The 17,195-nt window shown below is 43.5% G+C and carries 18 protein-coding genes; 10 read left to right on the top strand and 8 right to left on the bottom strand.

The window, feature by feature from the left end; translation table 11 throughout:
* Nucleotides 1-40 precede the first annotated feature (40 nt).
* The gene (gene radC, locus SPICA_RS03425; protein WP_237255913.1) at nt 41-802 is read right to left on the bottom strand and encodes a RadC family protein; all 762 of its coding nucleotides are present in this window, start codon (nt 800-802) and stop codon (nt 41-43) included.
* An 18-nt stretch (nt 803-820) separates the two neighbouring features.
* Between radC and SPICA_RS03420 the strand changes: the two genes are divergently transcribed.
* Nucleotides 821-1,552 carry a glucosaminidase domain-containing protein gene (locus SPICA_RS03420; RefSeq protein ID WP_013968144.1) on the top strand — a complete coding sequence of 244 codons (732 nt, stop codon included), beginning with the start codon at nt 821-823 and terminating at the stop codon, nt 1,550-1,552.
* Between the two features lie 32 nt (nt 1,553-1,584).
* Here the strand turns inward: SPICA_RS03420 and SPICA_RS03415 are convergent, their stop codons facing one another.
* Entirely contained in the window at nt 1,585-2,181 is a 597-nt protein-coding gene (locus SPICA_RS03415; RefSeq protein ID WP_013968143.1) for a hypothetical protein, read from the bottom strand.
* A 124-nt stretch (nt 2,182-2,305) separates the two neighbouring features.
* On the opposite strand from SPICA_RS03415, the gene SPICA_RS03410 reads away from it, so the two are divergent.
* From SPICA_RS03410 to SPICA_RS03400, 3 genes are read left to right on the top strand one after another with little or no spacing between them, the layout of a single operon-like run.
* Nucleotides 2,306-3,046: a metallophosphoesterase family protein gene (locus SPICA_RS03410; RefSeq protein ID WP_013968142.1), complete on the top strand. Its 741-nt coding sequence runs from the start codon at nt 2,306-2,308 to the stop codon at nt 3,044-3,046.
* A 60-nt stretch (nt 3,047-3,106) separates the two neighbouring features.
* Nucleotides 3,107-3,997 carry a PilZ domain-containing protein gene (locus tag SPICA_RS03405; RefSeq protein WP_013968141.1) on the top strand — a complete coding sequence of 297 codons (891 nt, stop codon included), beginning with the start codon at nt 3,107-3,109 and terminating at the stop codon, nt 3,995-3,997.
* Nucleotides 3,981-5,102 carry a tetratricopeptide repeat protein gene (locus tag SPICA_RS03400; protein WP_013968140.1) on the top strand — a complete coding sequence of 374 codons (1,122 nt, stop codon included), beginning with the start codon at nt 3,981-3,983 and terminating at the stop codon, nt 5,100-5,102. The genes SPICA_RS03405 and SPICA_RS03400 overlap by 17 nt, the downstream gene beginning before the upstream one ends.
* Before the next feature lie 67 nt (nt 5,103-5,169).
* Here SPICA_RS03400 and SPICA_RS03395 read toward each other — a convergent pair whose 3' ends face one another.
* The 5 genes from SPICA_RS03395 to murB all read right to left on the bottom strand — a co-directional run bounded on the left by SPICA_RS03395 (nt 5,170) and on the right by murB (nt 9,946).
* Nucleotides 5,170-5,643: a DUF192 domain-containing protein gene (locus tag SPICA_RS03395; protein WP_013968139.1), complete on the bottom strand. Its 474-nt coding sequence runs from the start codon at nt 5,641-5,643 to the stop codon at nt 5,170-5,172.
* Complete coding sequence (locus tag SPICA_RS03390; protein ID WP_156789619.1) at nt 5,633-6,313, bottom strand: hypothetical protein; 681 nt, start codon at nt 6,311-6,313, stop codon at nt 5,633-5,635. The genes SPICA_RS03395 and SPICA_RS03390 overlap by 11 nt, the downstream gene beginning before the upstream one ends.
* Nucleotides 6,314-6,424: 111 nt before the next feature.
* Entirely contained in the window at nt 6,425-7,660 is a 1,236-nt protein-coding gene (locus SPICA_RS03385; RefSeq protein ID WP_013968137.1) for a Crp/Fnr family transcriptional regulator, read from the bottom strand.
* Between the two features lie 116 nt (nt 7,661-7,776).
* The gene (locus tag SPICA_RS03380) at nt 7,777-8,907 is read right to left on the bottom strand and encodes a FecR family protein (RefSeq protein ID WP_013968136.1); all 1,131 of its coding nucleotides are present in this window, start codon (nt 8,905-8,907) and stop codon (nt 7,777-7,779) included.
* An 85-nt stretch (nt 8,908-8,992) separates the two neighbouring features.
* Nucleotides 8,993-9,946, bottom strand: coding sequence for a UDP-N-acetylmuramate dehydrogenase (murB, locus tag SPICA_RS03375; protein ID WP_041396404.1), 954 nt, complete (start codon nt 9,944-9,946; stop codon nt 8,993-8,995).
* A gap of 35 nt (nt 9,947-9,981) precedes the next feature.
* Here murB and cysS point away from each other — a divergent pair, with 35 nt between their 5' ends.
* From cysS to pyrH, 6 genes are all read left to right on the top strand, one after another.
* Entirely contained in the window at nt 9,982-11,424 is a 1,443-nt protein-coding gene (cysS, locus tag SPICA_RS03370) for a cysteine--tRNA ligase (RefSeq protein ID WP_013968134.1), read from the top strand.
* 104 nt (nt 11,425-11,528) lie between these two features.
* Nucleotides 11,529-12,041, top strand: coding sequence for an RNA polymerase sigma factor (locus tag SPICA_RS03365; protein ID WP_013968133.1), 513 nt, complete (start codon nt 11,529-11,531; stop codon nt 12,039-12,041).
* The gene (locus SPICA_RS03360) at nt 12,031-12,591 is read left to right on the top strand and encodes an anti-sigma factor family protein (RefSeq protein WP_013968132.1); all 561 of its coding nucleotides are present in this window, start codon (nt 12,031-12,033) and stop codon (nt 12,589-12,591) included. Before SPICA_RS03365 ends, SPICA_RS03360 begins: the two co-directional genes overlap by 11 nt.
* Before the next feature lie 7 nt (nt 12,592-12,598).
* Nucleotides 12,599-13,141 carry a hypothetical protein gene (locus SPICA_RS03355; RefSeq protein ID WP_013968131.1) on the top strand — a complete coding sequence of 181 codons (543 nt, stop codon included), beginning with the start codon at nt 12,599-12,601 and terminating at the stop codon, nt 13,139-13,141.
* Entirely contained in the window at nt 13,138-14,766 is a 1,629-nt protein-coding gene (locus tag SPICA_RS03350) for an IPT/TIG domain-containing protein (protein WP_013968130.1), read from the top strand. The genes SPICA_RS03355 and SPICA_RS03350 overlap by 4 nt, the downstream gene beginning before the upstream one ends.
* An 8-nt stretch (nt 14,767-14,774) precedes the next feature.
* A complete protein-coding gene (gene pyrH, locus SPICA_RS03345; protein ID WP_013968129.1) occupies nt 14,775-15,458 on the top strand; it encodes a UMP kinase in 684 nt (227 codons plus the stop codon).
* On the opposite strand, the gene SPICA_RS03340 is transcribed toward pyrH, so the two are convergent.
* A complete protein-coding gene (locus SPICA_RS03340) occupies nt 15,455-17,179 on the bottom strand; it encodes a hypothetical protein (protein WP_013968128.1) in 1,725 nt (574 codons plus the stop codon). The genes pyrH and SPICA_RS03340 overlap by 4 nt on opposite strands.
* Nucleotides 17,180-17,195: the final 16 nt, after the last annotated feature.

The raw sequence follows: 17,195 nt of genomic DNA, 5'->3' as shown, positions 1-17,195 counted from the left end.
AAATATAATCATTTAAAGTAAAATTGCAAATCAATAATAATTATGATAAAAAAATACTATTTTGTTCCCGTGAGAAACTGTAATATCCATCTTCTGAAAAAATGATATGATCAAGCAGGGTAATACCTACCAGATCTGCTGTAGCCTTTAAGCGACGGGTTATTTCCTCGTCCTCTAATGAGGGATTTACCTGGCCAGAGGGGTGATTATGGGCGACTATAACTGCACAAGCCCGGTCTATAAGAGGATCAGAAAAAACCTCTCTGGGATGAATAAGGGTCCTATTGACAAGTCCGATTGTAATAATACGGCTAGCAAGCACTTCATGGGCACCATTAAGGGATATACAAATAAAATGTTCTTGTTTCCGGTCCGCATAGTGTCTGAGCAGTTGATAGGCATCTGCGGGTTCTCGTATTCTTGTACCTACTGGGCCCCAATAACGGCGGCTAAATTCAAGCATAGCCAGTACTAAGCAGGCTTTTGAAAAACCAAGGCCATAAATTTCAGAAAGCTTTTCTAACGCAGGTAGACCCTTTGATAGATCCAAACGATCAAGAAGGTCTTCAGCCACCTGGTATACACTTTTTCCACGGATGCCTGCACCAAGTAATATGGCAAGCAAATCCCGATCCGATAAGGACTGAGGGCCGGCCGCTGCTAGACGTTCCCGAGGTCGTTCAGCCTTAGGTAATTCCAGAGGGCTATATACCAAGTTTTTGGTATGCTCTTCATAACAACATTGTCCATCCATACCAGTAGTACAATTGCGTAATTCATCATGCTTTAAAAGGTACTTCAAATTGCCGATAGATATACCATGAAATATATTTTGAAATATCTGGTACTCTTAGTCAGTATAAGCTTTATATTAGGGTCTTGTACCAGCATTTCGACCGTATCAGCCGGAATGAGCCCTGAACAGCCTCAAGAACGTCCACCGGTACTGCCATCTATTCCACAGAAAATTATGAGTACCGGCAAGGTACCCCCAAAAGATTTAGCCCGTTTTTTACATCAAAATAATCCTAAAATATCAGATCAGGAAGCTCTGTTGATGGCAAACCTTTACCATAAAGAAGCTGCTCTTGAGTCGGTGAATTCTGATATTGCCTTTGTTCAGATGTGTCTTGAGACTAGTTTTCTCCGATTCGGCGGATTGGTTACTCCTGACATGCATAACTATTGCGGCTTAGGCTCAATCGGGCCAGGTAAACCGGGAGAACGGTTTCCCACAGCCCAAATGGGAGTACGGGCACATATACAGCACCTCAAAGCCTATGCCTCCACCGAAGCACTTCATCAAAGTCTGGTAGATCCTCGTTTTAAATATGTTAGACGAGGTAGTGCGCCGAGCATACACGATCTTGCAGGCAGATGGGCCAGCGATCGAGAATATGGCAGGAAGCTGGAAGGACTACTAAAGCGGCTTTATCAGTCTGCTTTTGGTATAGCCACTGCCGAAGCTACTTCTTGGAAAACAGGACTATACTTCTCCAACTACCCAACATCCGGTAGCACGGCAGGGGCTGTGTATGTTATAGATAACTAGTCAAACTGATTCGTGAAACATACTGGGAACCACTATTTCAGCCCCTTAAGCTTACTCAACAATAATAAGGGGTTAGCATTTCCAATAGCTTCCAGCCGTGCAAAATCTTCCTTTGATTCCGTATCAGATCCAGAAAGAATAAGGTTGTTCCCCTGACGTTTATACCAAAGATAATGCCGATCATGTATTCGTTCAATTTCTCCAGAAGATAACGCGGATTCAAGCCTCCGCTCAAGGTATTCTGCCAGATTGATATGATTATCATCTCCGCTTAACCAGTATACATCCTTGTCAGTAAACACTACTACAAGTCTACGAAAGCCCTCACGAATACAGGCATCATTCCGAAACCCTTCAAATCTAAGAATTTGTTTTGCTAGGCTTAAGTCATATCCCATTAGTCTTAAATGTTTTCGTAAATTAACAAGTTCCGATCTAATACGAAGGTGAGTTTCACTATCAAGTCGTTTAGATTGTAGTTGAGCTCTCCACTCTCGTAGCTGGTTTTCATAGTGGGCAAATTCCTTTGTTTTACTAAGAAATTGAGTTGTTTCAGACAGTAACTGCCATACATCAGTGAAACGTTCAGATATGGAGCCTAAAAAGTCTTGTGTTTTACTTATTTTCATTTCAGTTCCTCATCAAGGCCTCGTTAGAAATCCTTGTCATAGAGAATTATTTTTCCCACTCATCCCAAAACAAGAAGATTATACCCTTTCCTCTATGCTAATTATAGTTTAAAACTATACTATAATGCGAGTAGCTGTAATTTCCGATATACATGCAAATCTTGCTGCTTTTAAGGCACTGCTAAATAGAGCAACGATGGAAGTTGATGAATTCTGGTGTCTTGGTGATTTGGTTGGTTATGGACCAGACCCAGATGAATGTGTAAGGCTGGCTAGAGAAACCTGTAAGATCATCTTAGCAGGCAACCATGACCTTGCAGCCTGTGGCAAAATAGATATATCTGACTTTTCTCATCATGCTCGAAAGGCTATGGAGTGGACCTGGGATCATATTTCCCTTGAAAGCAAAACCTTTCTAGCGACACTACCCTCAATAGTTACCTATAAGGGAATAGTACTTTCTCATGGAAGTCCCCGGAATCCGGTGTGGGAATATATCATGTCAGAAACAGATGCCCTGGATGCCTTTCGAGATGTTTCTTTTACCCATTGTTTTTTTGGCCATAGCCATTTGCCTTCTGCTTTTATATTAAAAAGGAATTTCGCTAAAACCACAATTCAGGTATTATATGGAGATGGAAACAAAAGGGTAGATGCCTCGGTGGTCAATAACAGATTTCTGTTCAATCCAGGCAGTGTAGGTTTTCCACGGGATGCCCAGGATGCCCATGCATCTGATTCACTTGATAAAGCGGTTGCTCGTTTCGCCCTCTATGATACTGTCCTCAAACAATGGACCTTCCGCCGTTTTACCTACGACATGAGGGAAACCGGTGAACGGATGTATAGCTATGGGTTATGGTAATTTTTTAAGGCTTCTTTGCATTGACGAAAGAGGCCTTCCTCAATTATAGTAAAAAAACCCATGGGTGTTTTAACAAGCCAGCAGATCACAAAATATTACGAACGATATCGCACCATTTCAGTTACCTTTACCAAGGAAATTATCACTGCAACAGGACTGGTAACTCAGCAGGTATATTTAAAGTGCCTGGGAGAGGCGTGGCCCTGTGTGATTTATTCTACTTCTTTTGAAGAAGCAAAAGTAATCATAAATACAAAATCAGGGCTTTATGGCAAATTACAGCAAGCCAATAATCTCGTTAATCTTCGGTATAGTTTTAAAATTTCCGATAAAACCGATCCCATGTTTTTCTTTGTTTCCTGCCGTGTCGTTGGTTCTGCTCCTTATCAGGGATCTCAAGATATTTCTATGATGACCCTACAATTCACCCAGCGACCACCGGATGATCTTATCGAAATTATGGGACGCCTTCTCGATGCGAATATTAATTCATCGAAACGGCGGGATGAAAGGATCTTAATTACCCCAGAATCGATACGAAAATTACGATTAGCCGCGAAGGAAACGGTACTCTACCTACAAGGCGTTCCCCGCCGCTGTATACTCAGGGACATTTCTTTTTCCGGAGCAAAAACTATCATGGTTGGGGTAGCAAAATTTATTGCTGATAAGGAAGTAACCCTACGACTGGATTTTGAAGACCCTCGGGAATCTCATATAATCGGTGGTAAGGTCGTTCGCATAGAAGATGTGGAAGGCAGGAAAGAACTGGTTGCGGTAGCGATTCATTTTAACGAAAACCAGGTTCCCATGAATTATAAAATGCGAATAAATGACTATTTAAGCCAGATACGTACCGAACCTCGTACGGAAACCGCTGAGGAAACGGCACAGAAACCTCAAGGAAATCAAGACACAAAAGAACCGGAGAAGCATGAAACAAATAAATAACTCAGATAGGATTGTATTCCTGTCAGTCCCCGAATCTATCCGCGGCCGCATAGAAGAGGTCTCTGCGGGAGATTTTAGTGTCGACCCATCCATACCTATTCCTGTAGAAATTCCCCCAGACCAGGAATCATTGAATCTGGAACAGCTTTCCTGGGAAATGATTCTTTCTGGTATGATAAAGGTTATCGAACGGGATCCGGATCAGGAAGATGCGGATTATTACCGTCGTTTTGTTCTGGCGGTTAAACCAGATATATTAAAAGAATTTTCTGAGGCTGCCATTTTAAAAGCCCGCAATCGGGATTTTGATTTGGCTATGGAAATCCTTAAGGCTTTAGCAGCCCTCTACCCAGACTCGGCAGAGGTAACCCTGAACCAGGCTCTGGTTTATGAAGAACATGCAAACACTCTGGAGGAGTCGGGCCGCGAGGAAGAGGCCACAGAGGAATGGGAACGGGCCCATGAATTATATATCCGCCTTATAAACCAAACATCACCTTTACCGAATGCCCTCTTTAATGCAGGCTTTTTCTACCTAAAACAACGTAATTATGAAAAAGCCCGGGATTGTTTTTCTCGTTATCTTCCTGTAGCAGATAGCCCCAAGAAAAAAGAAAAAGCCCAGGGTATTATCAAAGAAATCACCGAACGGAGCTTGGATGATCAAATTTTTAAAGAGGCTTATGATTTTATCAGATTGGGTGAAGAAACCAAGGGCATTGAAAAAATCCACCAATTTTTAACCCGCCACCCTGAGGTATGGAACGGATGGTTTCTCCTCGGCTGGGGACTGCGGCGTCTCGAACGATGGGATGATGCGGTTCTGGCCTTCCGTAAAACCCTTGAACTGGGGGGTGATAACTGTGATACCCGCAACGAACTCGCCCTTTGTCTTATTGAACAGGGAAACCTGGCTGAGGCAAGAAAGGAACTGGAACGGGCCCTTCAAATGGAACCGGAAAACATAAAAGTCATCTCTAACCTGGGGATCCTCGCAATGAAACAGGGCAAACTCGATGAAGCAGCGGGATTTTTCAAAACTGTTTTAGAATATGATGAGGAAGATCCCCTGGCTTTACAGATGCTCTCCCAACTGGAAGCCTAGTAAAAATGCGACTACTCCCCGCTTTGAAAAGGCCCATTAGGCTTTCTCCGTAAGCTTTGATTAGTACCTATCGGGGTAATCCAGTAAGGAGATCCCCTTCTTTAATGCCCACAGTTGTAAAGAAGCCCTGGGGAACCTCAAGGGCATACCGGACAGATCGTGTTGAAACAACAGGTTTCAGACTTTCCGGTTCCATATCAAAAATATCAATAATCCTGCCCTCTGAACTGATATACGCGATTGAAAGGGGTACGAAGGTATTTTTCATCCAGAAGGTAAGTATCTGGTCCCTATCAAAAATAAACAGCATGCCGGTTCCTTCGGGTACGATTTTTCGGTTCATGAGCCCCTGGGTACGGCTCTGATCTGTATCCGCTACTTCCACCTGCACTGGAATCTGTGTACCATCCTGTTTCACCAGCGTTATGGTTCGCACCGGCAGTTTTGACTGAGCATTCATGTATGAAGGACTGCATGAGATAAGGCTCGCCACAAGCACTCCAAAACAGAGGGGATTCATCAATCTGGAATTAAAAATCATTCAGGAATTCCTTTCGTAGAACCGCTTCCTTGGATTCTTTGACCGCAGAAGCCTCGACTATGGTGTTAAAGACCTGGAGATCTATATATTTTACCGTTAAAGGCCGTTCAAGAGAAAGCCGGACCGTGTCTGACAGCCAGACAGCCTCCCGGGGATTTAATTCCTTAGGTTCCCCATATTTTTGGACCAGGGTGGTGAAAACTGAATAATGGTCGATTTTATCCGTATTCAGAGTAAAGGCCATAATAAAGACCTTGCCGCCTTTGAGCTGGAAAAAAGCCCGTTTGATAAATGAAAGACCTGTAGTCTCGACGAGGGTCTGTTCACTGAGCGGCAAAAGAGATACATCCCGGTCACCTCGAAAGGTAAAGAGGTCATCCGCAGCAAGGGCTTTTTTCAGATCCTCAAGTCCCATTCCGAGAGAAAAGGCCCGATATCTTTTTGGCAGTTCGGCTAGTATCCCCGAAGTTGATGAATCTTGATTTGTTGTGGTTACAGAAGTCGCAGAGGGTGCAGGCTCAGTGGGTATGGCAACACTCTGAGCAAGCAATGCTGAATTACCTGCAAATATCAAGCAACTAAGTAGTAATAGCATTTTATATATAACAAGATCCCGTGAGATGAGCCTTTGAAAGCGAATACTCTTATGGTCGGCTCTTCTATAATGCACCTCTCCCCCCATATACACAAGAGGGCAGCCCCTATCACGGAACCACCCTACCCTATATATCGGCAGAAAGCGTAACGTCTTTACAGGTTGCATGATCTTCGTATAATACTATTACAGCCCAATACGGCTTGCGGCTTCCCGACGGGCCCGCTCAATTTTTTGCATTTTCCGGTAATATTCGGTTTGTTTGACCACTTCAGACACATCGGTAAGGGCAATTTTATTATCCACTACGCGGATTTTCGGATTTTCGAGCAATTTCCGTATTACCATATTCCCTTCAGCAGTAGGAAGCCCTACCATATTGATGAGTTCCTTTGGTCCAAAATCAAAGGTGTGAGGTGCGTTGCCCAGGGGAATCCTGTTTTTTTCCAGCTGAATGAGGAGGGCATCATACATGCGTCCCAGGGGATCGCTGATAAGCGTATTAGCCAGCTGTTTATAGATGAACCAAATCCGCTCTGCCAGAAGCTGGGTCAGCCGGCTGATAATCTGCGGCTGGGTGCCGACCATGCGTTCAAAATTTTCTTTATTAACTGCCAGAACGGTACAGTCTTCATAGGCAATCGCATTGGCAGACCGAGGCTTAGACTCAAGTAGGGCCATTTCACCAAAAATATCCCCCTGTTTGAGTACCGCCAGAAGTACCTCGTTATTGTCTACAATCTTTACGATTTTCACCGAACCTTTTTGAATGATATACAGTTCATCCCCCGGTTGTCCCTCAGAAAAGATCATGGTGTCCTTTGGATAGGTCCGGGTAAACTCATCGGTCTTTTTATCGAGATACACTGCCTTGGCATAGGGGGCTATTTTGACCATCCGTTCCCGGGCCACCTGTACATTCTGGCCATTAGGGCAATATTTTATGTATTGATGATAGGCAAAATAGGCCTGATTAAACTGGCTTTGTTTTGCATAGTATTCCGCTACCTTAAAAAGGTGGGATGGGTCATTATCAGCGGTATTTTTTAAGGTGAGACGGGTCAGGGCTTCATCCAGAAAACGCATCCGTTTGGAAAACTGGAGGATAATCTTCATTGCCACCGGGGTATTGTTCTGGATGAGCTGTACATACTGGTCTTTTTGTACCGAAATGAGGGTTACATCGGTGAGGGCCTGTGCGGTTTCTATATGGCTGTGGCCGGACATGGTTGCAACAACACCAAAGAAGTCACCGGGACCCAGGACATTGCCCCCTTCCTCTTCTACCACTTCAACTTCTTTGGATATTCGGACTTTACCCTGGCGGATAATAAAAAAGCGGTCGGCATTCTGTTTGCCTTCAACAATTATATAAGAATCCTTCTTGAAGTTTACAAAGGCTAACTGCAGCTGATTTGCCATCCTGCTCTGTGTCCCCCCCGGTGGATACTTAAGTATAGGAAGCCTCCCAGGGCTTTGTCAACGGACAAAGCCTACTGAGCCGGGAAAATCTCTTTTCTTAGAGACCTGGTTACAGGTTATTCCTGAAAGAAACTATCCGTATCATCAAAGAATGAGTCTTCCTCATCTCCAATAGAGACAGGTTCTTTTCCATCGTTACGTTGAGCATACAGTCGCAGGGCAAACCGGTATTCAGCGGCCCGTCGTTCGAATTCAGATTTTTCACTGGCCACCAGCCGCATAAAATCCTGCACATTCTGCCCATTATAGAGCTTGGATCTAAGGGCCGTAGCTGGCACATAGGACTGTATTTCATCGAGGCGGTAATAAATACGTTCAAAGAAAAAAAGCACCTGACGGATATTCATGAGCTTTTTAACCATCACAGCCTTCTGCTTCATAACTTGGATATCCCTAGATGGAGCTGGGGCTATTCCTTCCCGAAATTCCTTTTTCCATTGCAAAAAAATGGGCTCTCGAGCAAGCTCATCGGATTTTTTCCGGAAATCATCCCGATAACGGAAATAGGCACGGGCATATTGATCCAAGGCTCTCACCGCAGAGGATTTAAAGGCAGAGATCTCTTCGGTATACCAACGGTTTTGGAAATCTTCCAATGAAGATACCGCAACGGGTATATTTTTCAGCCGTTCACCGGCGGTTCTTGCAACAACCTGGCCGGGAACTGCATAGAGCTCATCTCCCTCGTCTCCGGTACAGGCAACCTTGCCTTCATTACAGGTAACCAGAAGACCATTATTCACAGAGATAACAACCACAAATTCAGTACCCCGTACACCCATCACGGTATTCCCTGTTTTCACATTGAGTGATGGATCTCCTGATATCTTTTTTACCTTTACCCCGATGGATCCACCAAGCACATCCGCTTCGGTCTTCGGACTGCCGCTTACCACCTGAGTTTTAACGGTAAATACCGATTTTGGTTTTACAATAAGGGTACCTCTCATACCAGTTTCTGAGGTTAATCCGATCACCATGCCACCATCGGAACCGGTTTTAATAAGATCATAGTTTTCAATAGGATCACCCAGATCTATCTGGGAGAGCACCTTGCCATTGCGGGTAACCGTTACCGTACCCATGATTTCCTGAACGATACCAACCTGATTCTGGGCTGCAAATGCAAGTGTTTCTAAGGCAGTTACTACTACAAACAAAACTGCAAACCTTTTATATGTATGCACAACAGTCCTCCTAATTACAGTATAGCAACAGAAACCGAAGATTTCAGGATAACGCCAAAAACTCCCGAAATGAGAGCAATTTCATTCAGGAGATGTGACCATCCTGACTCCAATCCCCAACAAAAAGAATTTCACATTCTAAATCGTATCCTAGAGCTTCTTTAACTCGTTTTTTTAGTATTTCGGTTAATAGATAGATATCCTGAGCTGTGGCGGTGCCGGTATTTACTATAATATTGCCATGCCAGTCAGCTACCTTTGCCCCACCCAGACTTAAGCCCCGAAGCCCCAGTTCATCTATTATTTTACCGGTGGGTTTCCCAAAGGCATGGTTATTCTTAAAGGCGGACCCAGCGGATGGCAGAGTATAATGGCCCTTGGTTTCCCGGTCCTGCCGGTATTTTTGCATTTCTGCCACAAGGGCCGACCGATCCCCTGGTCTTGTTTTAAAACGGCCCCCCAGTATTAAAACTTGCCGGTGCTGAAAGGGGCTAATTTTATATTCAAAATCCTCCGGTCGGAACGGGACCCATACTTGCTCGAACTGTTCATTGAGAATCCAGGTTTCCATGAGAACATCTGAAATGGAAAGATTGTAACAGCGGGCATTCATCCAGATGGCACCACCGATGGAACCGGGCATACCTGCAAGAAAAGCGAGGGCTTCCCGTTCATGGTCTGCGCAAACCTCTACAGCCTTATCCACGGTAGTTCCAGCGTACAATAGCACAGAAGATTCATCAATCTGCCAACCAGACCAGCCGGTGGTATCCAGGACAATACCCCGGATTCCCTGGTCAGAGACTACAAGATTGGCGCCTCCCCCTAAAATAAAAACCGGTACACCTTCTGTTCTTGCGGTGCGCAGCAGGCAGGCCGCGTACCTAGGGAAACTAGGTCCCTCGGGCCGTACCCAGATATCGGCCGGACCTCCTACCTTAAACGTGGTATGTAACGACATAGGCTCATCAAACCGGAGTGCGCCCTGTAAAGGCTCCTGTGTATTGATTTTTTCCATTAATTTCCGTAGGTTTACCATAGATGCTATTGTACCGAAAAATATGCGGAGGTTCCATGCCACTGTACTTGTTTAACACCCTGGGACGGGAATTACAGGAATTTAAGCCCCTCAAACAGGGCCAGGTTGGTTTTTATGGATGCGGTCCCACGGTGTATAATTACGCCCATATTGGAAATCTTCGGGCCTATGTGACCCATGATATTCTGGTCCGCGCCCTCCGCCGTATGGGGTATCAGGTTACCCATGTCATGAATATAACCGATGTGGGTCATCTTTCCGGGGATAGTGATACCGGTGAAGACAAGATGGTAAAAAGTGCAGAGGAACGGGGAAAATCGGTTCTGGAAATTGCCGCTTTTTATACTGAGGCTTTTTTTAAAGATACGGAACGGCTTAATATTGTCCGGCCTACGGTGGTTTGCAAAGCCACTGAGCATATTAGCGATATGATTGCTCTCATTCAGCGGATCGAAAGTCGGGGCTACACCTACCAGGCAGGCGGCAATTTATACTTTGATATAACCAAATTCCCGACCTATGGGGAGCTGGCCCGGCTTAAGCTGGAGGATCTGAAGGCAGGAGCCCGCATCGATGTGGATGAAAACAAACGAAATCCCCATGATTTTGCCCTCTGGTTTACGAAGAGTAAGTTCGAAAACCAGGCACTCACCTGGGACAGCCCCTGGGGTCGGGGTTACCCGGGCTGGCATATCGAATGCTCTGCCATGAGCATGAAGTATCTGGGGGAACAGTTTGATATTCATGCGGGTGGTATTGACCATATTCCCATTCACCATACCAATGAGATTGCCCAGAGCGAGGCTGCAACGGGAAAAAAATGGGTGAATTACTGGGTTCACAATGAATTTCTGGTGCTGGACAAGGGCAAAATGTCCAAATCGAGCGGTAATTTCCTTACCCTGCAAAGCCTCGTGGATATGGGCTATGACCCTCTGGATTACCGCTATTTCCTCCTGGGGGGCCACTATCGGAGCCAACTGCAGTTTTCCTATGAAGCCCTGGATAGTGCCCGTAACTCCCGCAAAGCTTTGATGGACCGCCTGTATCTGCTTGCAGGCAAATGTAGTGCCCTGCCAGAGGCAATAACCGTAACCAGCAGCTTGAGCGAAAAGGCTCAGGCCTATGTCGAGGCCTTTAATCGGGCCATAGAGGAGGACCTTTCTACCCCCCGGGCGTTGGCTGAATTGTGGGGACTTCTACGTGATACCGAACTTGTTCCAGAAGAGGCCCTGGGGATAACCTTTGATATGGACTCAGTTCTGGGGCTTCGTTTACGGGAACTAGTGCAGGCTCCGCGGGCAGAAAAACAGTTGGACAGCGAATTGGTCAAAGAAATTGAAAATCTCATTGCTGAGCGGATTACGGCAAAAAAGGCAAAAAACTACCAACGGGCTGATGAAATACGAAATATGCTCAAAGAACGAGGGATCGTGCTCGAAGATAGTCCCCAAGGAACCACATGGCGTTTGAAATGACCCTTTGTAGATAAACGCTATGGCCAGACTAGTATTCTACTGCCAGATCTGGTTACACTGTAACGAATGAGAGGCTACCGTTGTTATTTGATACAGGCGAGCAGATGTCCATAGCCGAGTTTAGACGCCTCTACGATAGCGCCTTCCCCGTTTTATTCAGGGTTGCTTATCGTATTGCAGGTAGTGAAGATGCGGCGGAGGATCTGTGTCAGGATGCTTTTTTCCGGCTTTATGAACGGAACATGAAGTTCCCCAATTTAGAAGAAGCTAAATATTGGCTTATTCGAGTAGTAAAGAATGCAGCTTTAAATTATGCAAAACGGAAAGAACGGGAACGGAGGGCCTATCAACGAGCCTTCCGGGAAGATGTCCGGAAGATCGAAACTGGAGAAGCCGAATATATAGCTGGAGAAACCAAGCTGGAAGTGCAGGAGGCTTTACAAAAACTGCCTGAAAATATGCGTACCGTATTAGTATTAAAAGAATATGGAGAATTGAATTATAAAGAGATTGGTCGTATTCTTGGCATTAGTGAGGGAAATGTAAAAGTGCGGGTATTTCGAGCCCGTGAACAGTTAGCTGCCCTGATTGGAAAGGATGGTACCTATGTGTCCTGATCGTCAGCTTATATCATTGTATAAGGATGGCGAACTACCGTCACCCTGGAAGGAAAAGCTGGAAGCCCATATTCAGACCTGCCCAGAATGTACTCACACCTTGCGGGCCTATGTTCATTTAAGTGGCTTCTTACAAACTGAACAACTTACATCTGAGCAGATTGAAGTAGTCCAAAAAAACATCTGGAAACATCTTTCCCATAGGCTGCCACAAACCAATCAGGTAAAAACAAAACGGATTTGGAAACATCCCCTGATCATACCTCTGCCTGCAGCCATCGCTGCATTAGTTGCTGTAGCCTTGCTAGCTTCGTTTATAACACCCTTCATCTTACACCAGGGAACCAAAGGCACCCAAAATATTGCAAAAATTAATACCGAAGTTCCAGGAATTGTACCCGTATCAGATATGCATGGCCTCTTACAATATCTGGAAAATCAGGCTTCGGCTGCAGATATTGTAATCATCAAACTGCCTGATACAAGCAGTTTTATACCTTCAGGACAACCGGAAATTATACGGGCAGTCGATTATCAGGGGCGGAGGTAAATCCCCTATGTCAGCATTGACAACAAACCGTGATATTGGCTTCCTGGGAATCTTTATGTATCTGGTTTCATTTTCTATCTTTTCCCAGGAAGCGCCACTTACAGAATTACCAGGTTTAAAGGAACGGGCTGTCGTACTTGATATTATCGCTCGAGTTCTCGAAGTAAATAACACCGAAACTTGGACATCAGAAAATTCAAAAATAACTATTCCCGGTCGGCCGGTAACCATTAAACTTGTTGGCCAAAACGTCGTGGTATTAGCTCAATTTACGCCTTATATCAGAGACGATGGAAGAAAGTTTTTAGTAGCCCAGGGGCAAGTATGGATTGATACGGACGATAAGGGTATAAAATACCAAAGTACTATGCAAACCATACCGTTGGAATACGGTGAACGGCTTTTCTTTTTTCCTCTAGGGCCAAAAACGAAGGATGGAAAAAGCAGCATCGAAATTCAGCTTGAATTAAAGCCTTATGTAAAAATACCAGCTCCAGAGGAAAATAATAAATCTGAGGATCAGCCATCTGGAGATTCAACACAGAAATGAAGCTTGCTCATCAAAAAGGCATACTATTTTGCTTTTCAATATTGTTACTTTTTACTGCTTGTTTTATTAAAAGTCCCAGAATCGATTCTATAGATCCTCGAATCGGTAGTCTTGGGGAAATTTTAACCATACGAGGACAGCATTTTGGGGAAGAACGGGGTGAAAATTATGTCATTATCGGCGGTATAATTCCAACCTCATCTGCATATATTCAATGGAAAGACAATCTTATAGCATTGAGAACTCCTGACTTTGGAGACTCAGGTCTCGTGTATGTATATGTAAACGGCAAACGGAGTAACCCTAGTCTTTTTACGAATCGATCCGTTATGCCTCAGCGTATCACTGATACTCATTTGGGGAGTGGTCCTGTTCTTTCAGAATTATCCCCAGTTTCTGGGCGGATTGGATCTTTAGTCACCATTTTAGGGAGTTCCTTTGGGGCTGCACGTGATAAATCTAAAGTTCTCTTTAACTGGAATTTAGAAAATTCATTAATCAATATCAGTGATGGGAATCAAAGTCAAAAAACCGTAGAAGTATCAGAAACAGAATTAGGCTATGAATATTGGAGTGATCGAGAAATTCGAGTTCGTGTACCAGATGGGGCTATAAGTGGCGCAGTTCAAGTTGTAACTTCTCAGGGGTCAAGTTTACCGCTCTTTTTTGATGTAGTGGATAAGCCAGGCACAAAGATATTTAAGGATCGTCGAAGCTTTGCTATTTCATATGGAGTAGATATAAAAATACAAAAAGCTACTGCATCAAATACCCTTTATCTTTGGCTTCCTATTCCCGTTACTAATGCACAACAGAGGATTTCTCAATTATTAGGCAGGACAGTAGAACCTTATGTAGAAAACTATCTTGGGTCATCCCTTTTTCAGCTCAAGGATATGCAGACAGGAAACGAAAGCAGTCTGAGAACAGACTACCTCGTTGAGGTATATGCAGTTGAAACTAATATTAAGGTCCAATCAATAAAACGAGAAAGCGGATCTCCAATACAAGCAGTCTATACACAAAGCTCCTTTTTAATTCCTTCTGATAATCCAGATATTCAGAAAAAGGCAAATGCTATAGTTGGAAAAGAAAAAAATCCCTATTTGCAAGCCCAACGGCTTTATGAATGGCTAACAGCTCAAGGTGGGATCCGACAAGAACCGATATCGCTCAATCTTATAGAAGCTTTGAACAAACAAGAAATGGATGCTTATACGGCTACCCTATTATTTTGTGCAATGGGCCGTTCTCTTGGGATACCTGTTATTCCAAATGCAGGGATTTTAATAAATAAAGACCGAGAAACAAGAAAGCATTATTGGGCTGAATTCTGGATAGATGGCTTTGGATGGATACCAGTCGATCCAGCCATGGGAGCAGGAGCACTCCCAGACCGTTTTGTCTTCCGCTCCGATGCAGCAACCTATTATTTTGGTAATATTGATAGTCAACGAATCAGCTTTTCCCGTGGAATAATTAACTTATCGTCTATGGCTCCTAAGGGCAAAATAGTTCGACGAGATCGGGACTATGCGTTACAAAATATTTGGGAAGAATCAACAGGGACCCTAGAGTCCTATTCATCTCTCTGGAGCGATATTGTCGTTACTGGAGTATATTAGGAATAGATATGGTGACAGTTATTTCATTGGGTGGTTCTATTGTTGCCCCCGACAGCTTAGACACAGACTTTATTGCTGCTTTTATTCAATTACTTAAGGATGAACTTGCTTCTGATGAAAAACGACGGTTTATTCTAGTCGTTGGTGGCGGTGGCCCTGCCAGAAAATACCAACAGGCCTACAGATCCATAGTCCCTAGTGGATCAGATGAACAGGCAGATTGGATTGGTATAATGGCGACCCGTCTTAATGCCCAATTACTCAAAGCAGTATTAGGTGAACTATGTACACAGGAGGTAGTAACTGATCCATCTCAGGTAGGCCCCTTTGTTGGACGAGTATTAGTGGCGGCCGGATGGAAACCAGGATTTTCTACAGATTTTGATGCAGTTCTACTTGCAGAACGGTTCCAGGCAGACAAGGTAATCAACCTATCTAATATAGCTAAAGTTTATACTGATGATCCACGAAAAAATTCTAATGCCAAACCCATCGATGCTATTTCATGGGCAGATTTTCGTTCCATTGTTGGCGATGACTGGATCCCAGGCAAAAATGTACCCTTTGATCCAGTCGCCAGCAGACATGCAGCAAAGATTGGACTAAAGGTTATTTGTGCAGCAGGCAAAGATCTAGACAACTTAAAGAAAATACTATCTGATCAGCCATTTTTCGGAACCATTATAGGTTAGAACACATAATGTATTCCACATGTAAAGGTATGATCATTTGAAACGGTATTCATAGGTAATATGGATTGACCATCTAAAAGACTGCTCATGTAGCCTTCCCATCCAATACTCCATTGGAATGGTCGCAAAATGGGTAGTCTGAAAAAGAAATCAACACCTGCAGAACCAACCCAAAAAGGTGTATTTGTTGATGAATCATACCGCACTCGGGATGCAATTTTTGTTGATAATCCAAGAAATGAGTTAGGCCGGAAAGTACTTACTAATCCACCATTTAAATAGGCCAATATATGATTGGATTCTCGTGGGATTTCCCAGCTCAAGGTATGTAGCCATAGTGGCTGTATGCTTTTTTGTCCGAATTCATTACCAGGATTTCCCCAGATAGATTCGAGAGCTACAATAGGTTTTTGCTCTTCCCGATTCCAATCCCATCGGATTCCAAGTCCGAATAAACGACTTTTATAAAACCCTAATACCACTTCTTGTTGTATATTTTTTAAATGATTGGCATATACATATTCAGATCCAGTTTGTAGCTTTGTCGACAGCCACAAACCATGATTGCTTTCTAATGGAAGCGGTCCCCCTGCATAGAACTGTACATTTAGTGGAATAGTATTTATTTCCGGACCTTGTTCCTCTGGTTTTAAACCAATTGGGAGTCGGACCCCCAGAGAAAAATAATGAGCAGGTTCATGATTGACAACCCAGCGCAAAGCAGATATAGAGTTTGAACGCCAAAAAAGTTCTCTGGATAGTTTACTGTTAATTGCAACAAGCTGACGGTCTAGTTCTGTAATTCGTAATTCAAGTAAAACCTTACGCTTACTAATATAGCTTTCGCTATTGTGAGACTTCGATAAATCTAATCCTTCACTAGCCCTAAGAAATTGCATTTTTTGCAAATAAAGTGATTTTTGCTGTTGTTTACATTGTAATTGTGTAGTGCGTAATTGTTCTTCAGTATATCCACGAGGGCTTATTGATATTTGAAATAAATTATCCCTTACCGTTTCAATTGGTAATAAGGCTTTCTCAATTTGTTCATACAATAAGAGCGTCTGAGCAATGTTTTGAGCCATATTAAGCTGACTTTGGGCTTTTCGAACCCTTTCAATGCCTTTGATACTATTTTCTTTATATGAGGCCATCAGTATTTTTAATTCTGGCGCCTTTCGTTTTCCTTGGGAAGAAAAATAATACGCATCTTCTACTGGATTAAGGAACCTTAACACAGTATCAATCTTAGTTTGAGCTTGTGTATAATAGGTTTCAGCACTCCCAAGATTCCCTTCAGATTCAGCTTGCTCACCATGAAGAAAGAGTTGGTCAATAGAAGCAACTTCAGTTTCTGTCTGGTCTAGAAGATTTATTACCGTTGTCGCATATCTGCCTACATAGAGTGCATCTGCTAAACCTTCATCAATTTCTAAGGTTATGGTGGCTTGCCATAACCCTGCAGCACTTTTTTGCAATTCTTGATTTAAAATTCGTCCATTTCGTAAGGCTTCACTAATAAAAAGATCTCGGTATAAAGAATCCCGATGCAAAACTGTAAATACCATCACATTTACAGCATCAAGTTGTGCAGCTTCTAGAGCAGCATCTTTAGAGGCTGCTTTTCCATGCCCTATCGCAGTATATACCCCTGATTTTTGAGCAAATAAAAAAAGCGGTATTATAAATAATAAATTTAATAAAAGGTATTTTTTATGCATGAACAAATAGTAGCTC

This window comes from Gracilinema caldarium DSM 7334 (genome assembly GCF_000219725.1).
GTDB classification, from domain to species: domain Bacteria; phylum Spirochaetota; class Spirochaetia; order Treponematales; family Breznakiellaceae; genus Gracilinema; species Gracilinema caldarium.
The sequence above is the reverse complement of the archived record's forward strand: the minus strand, read 5'-3'. Positions and strand labels throughout refer to the sequence as shown.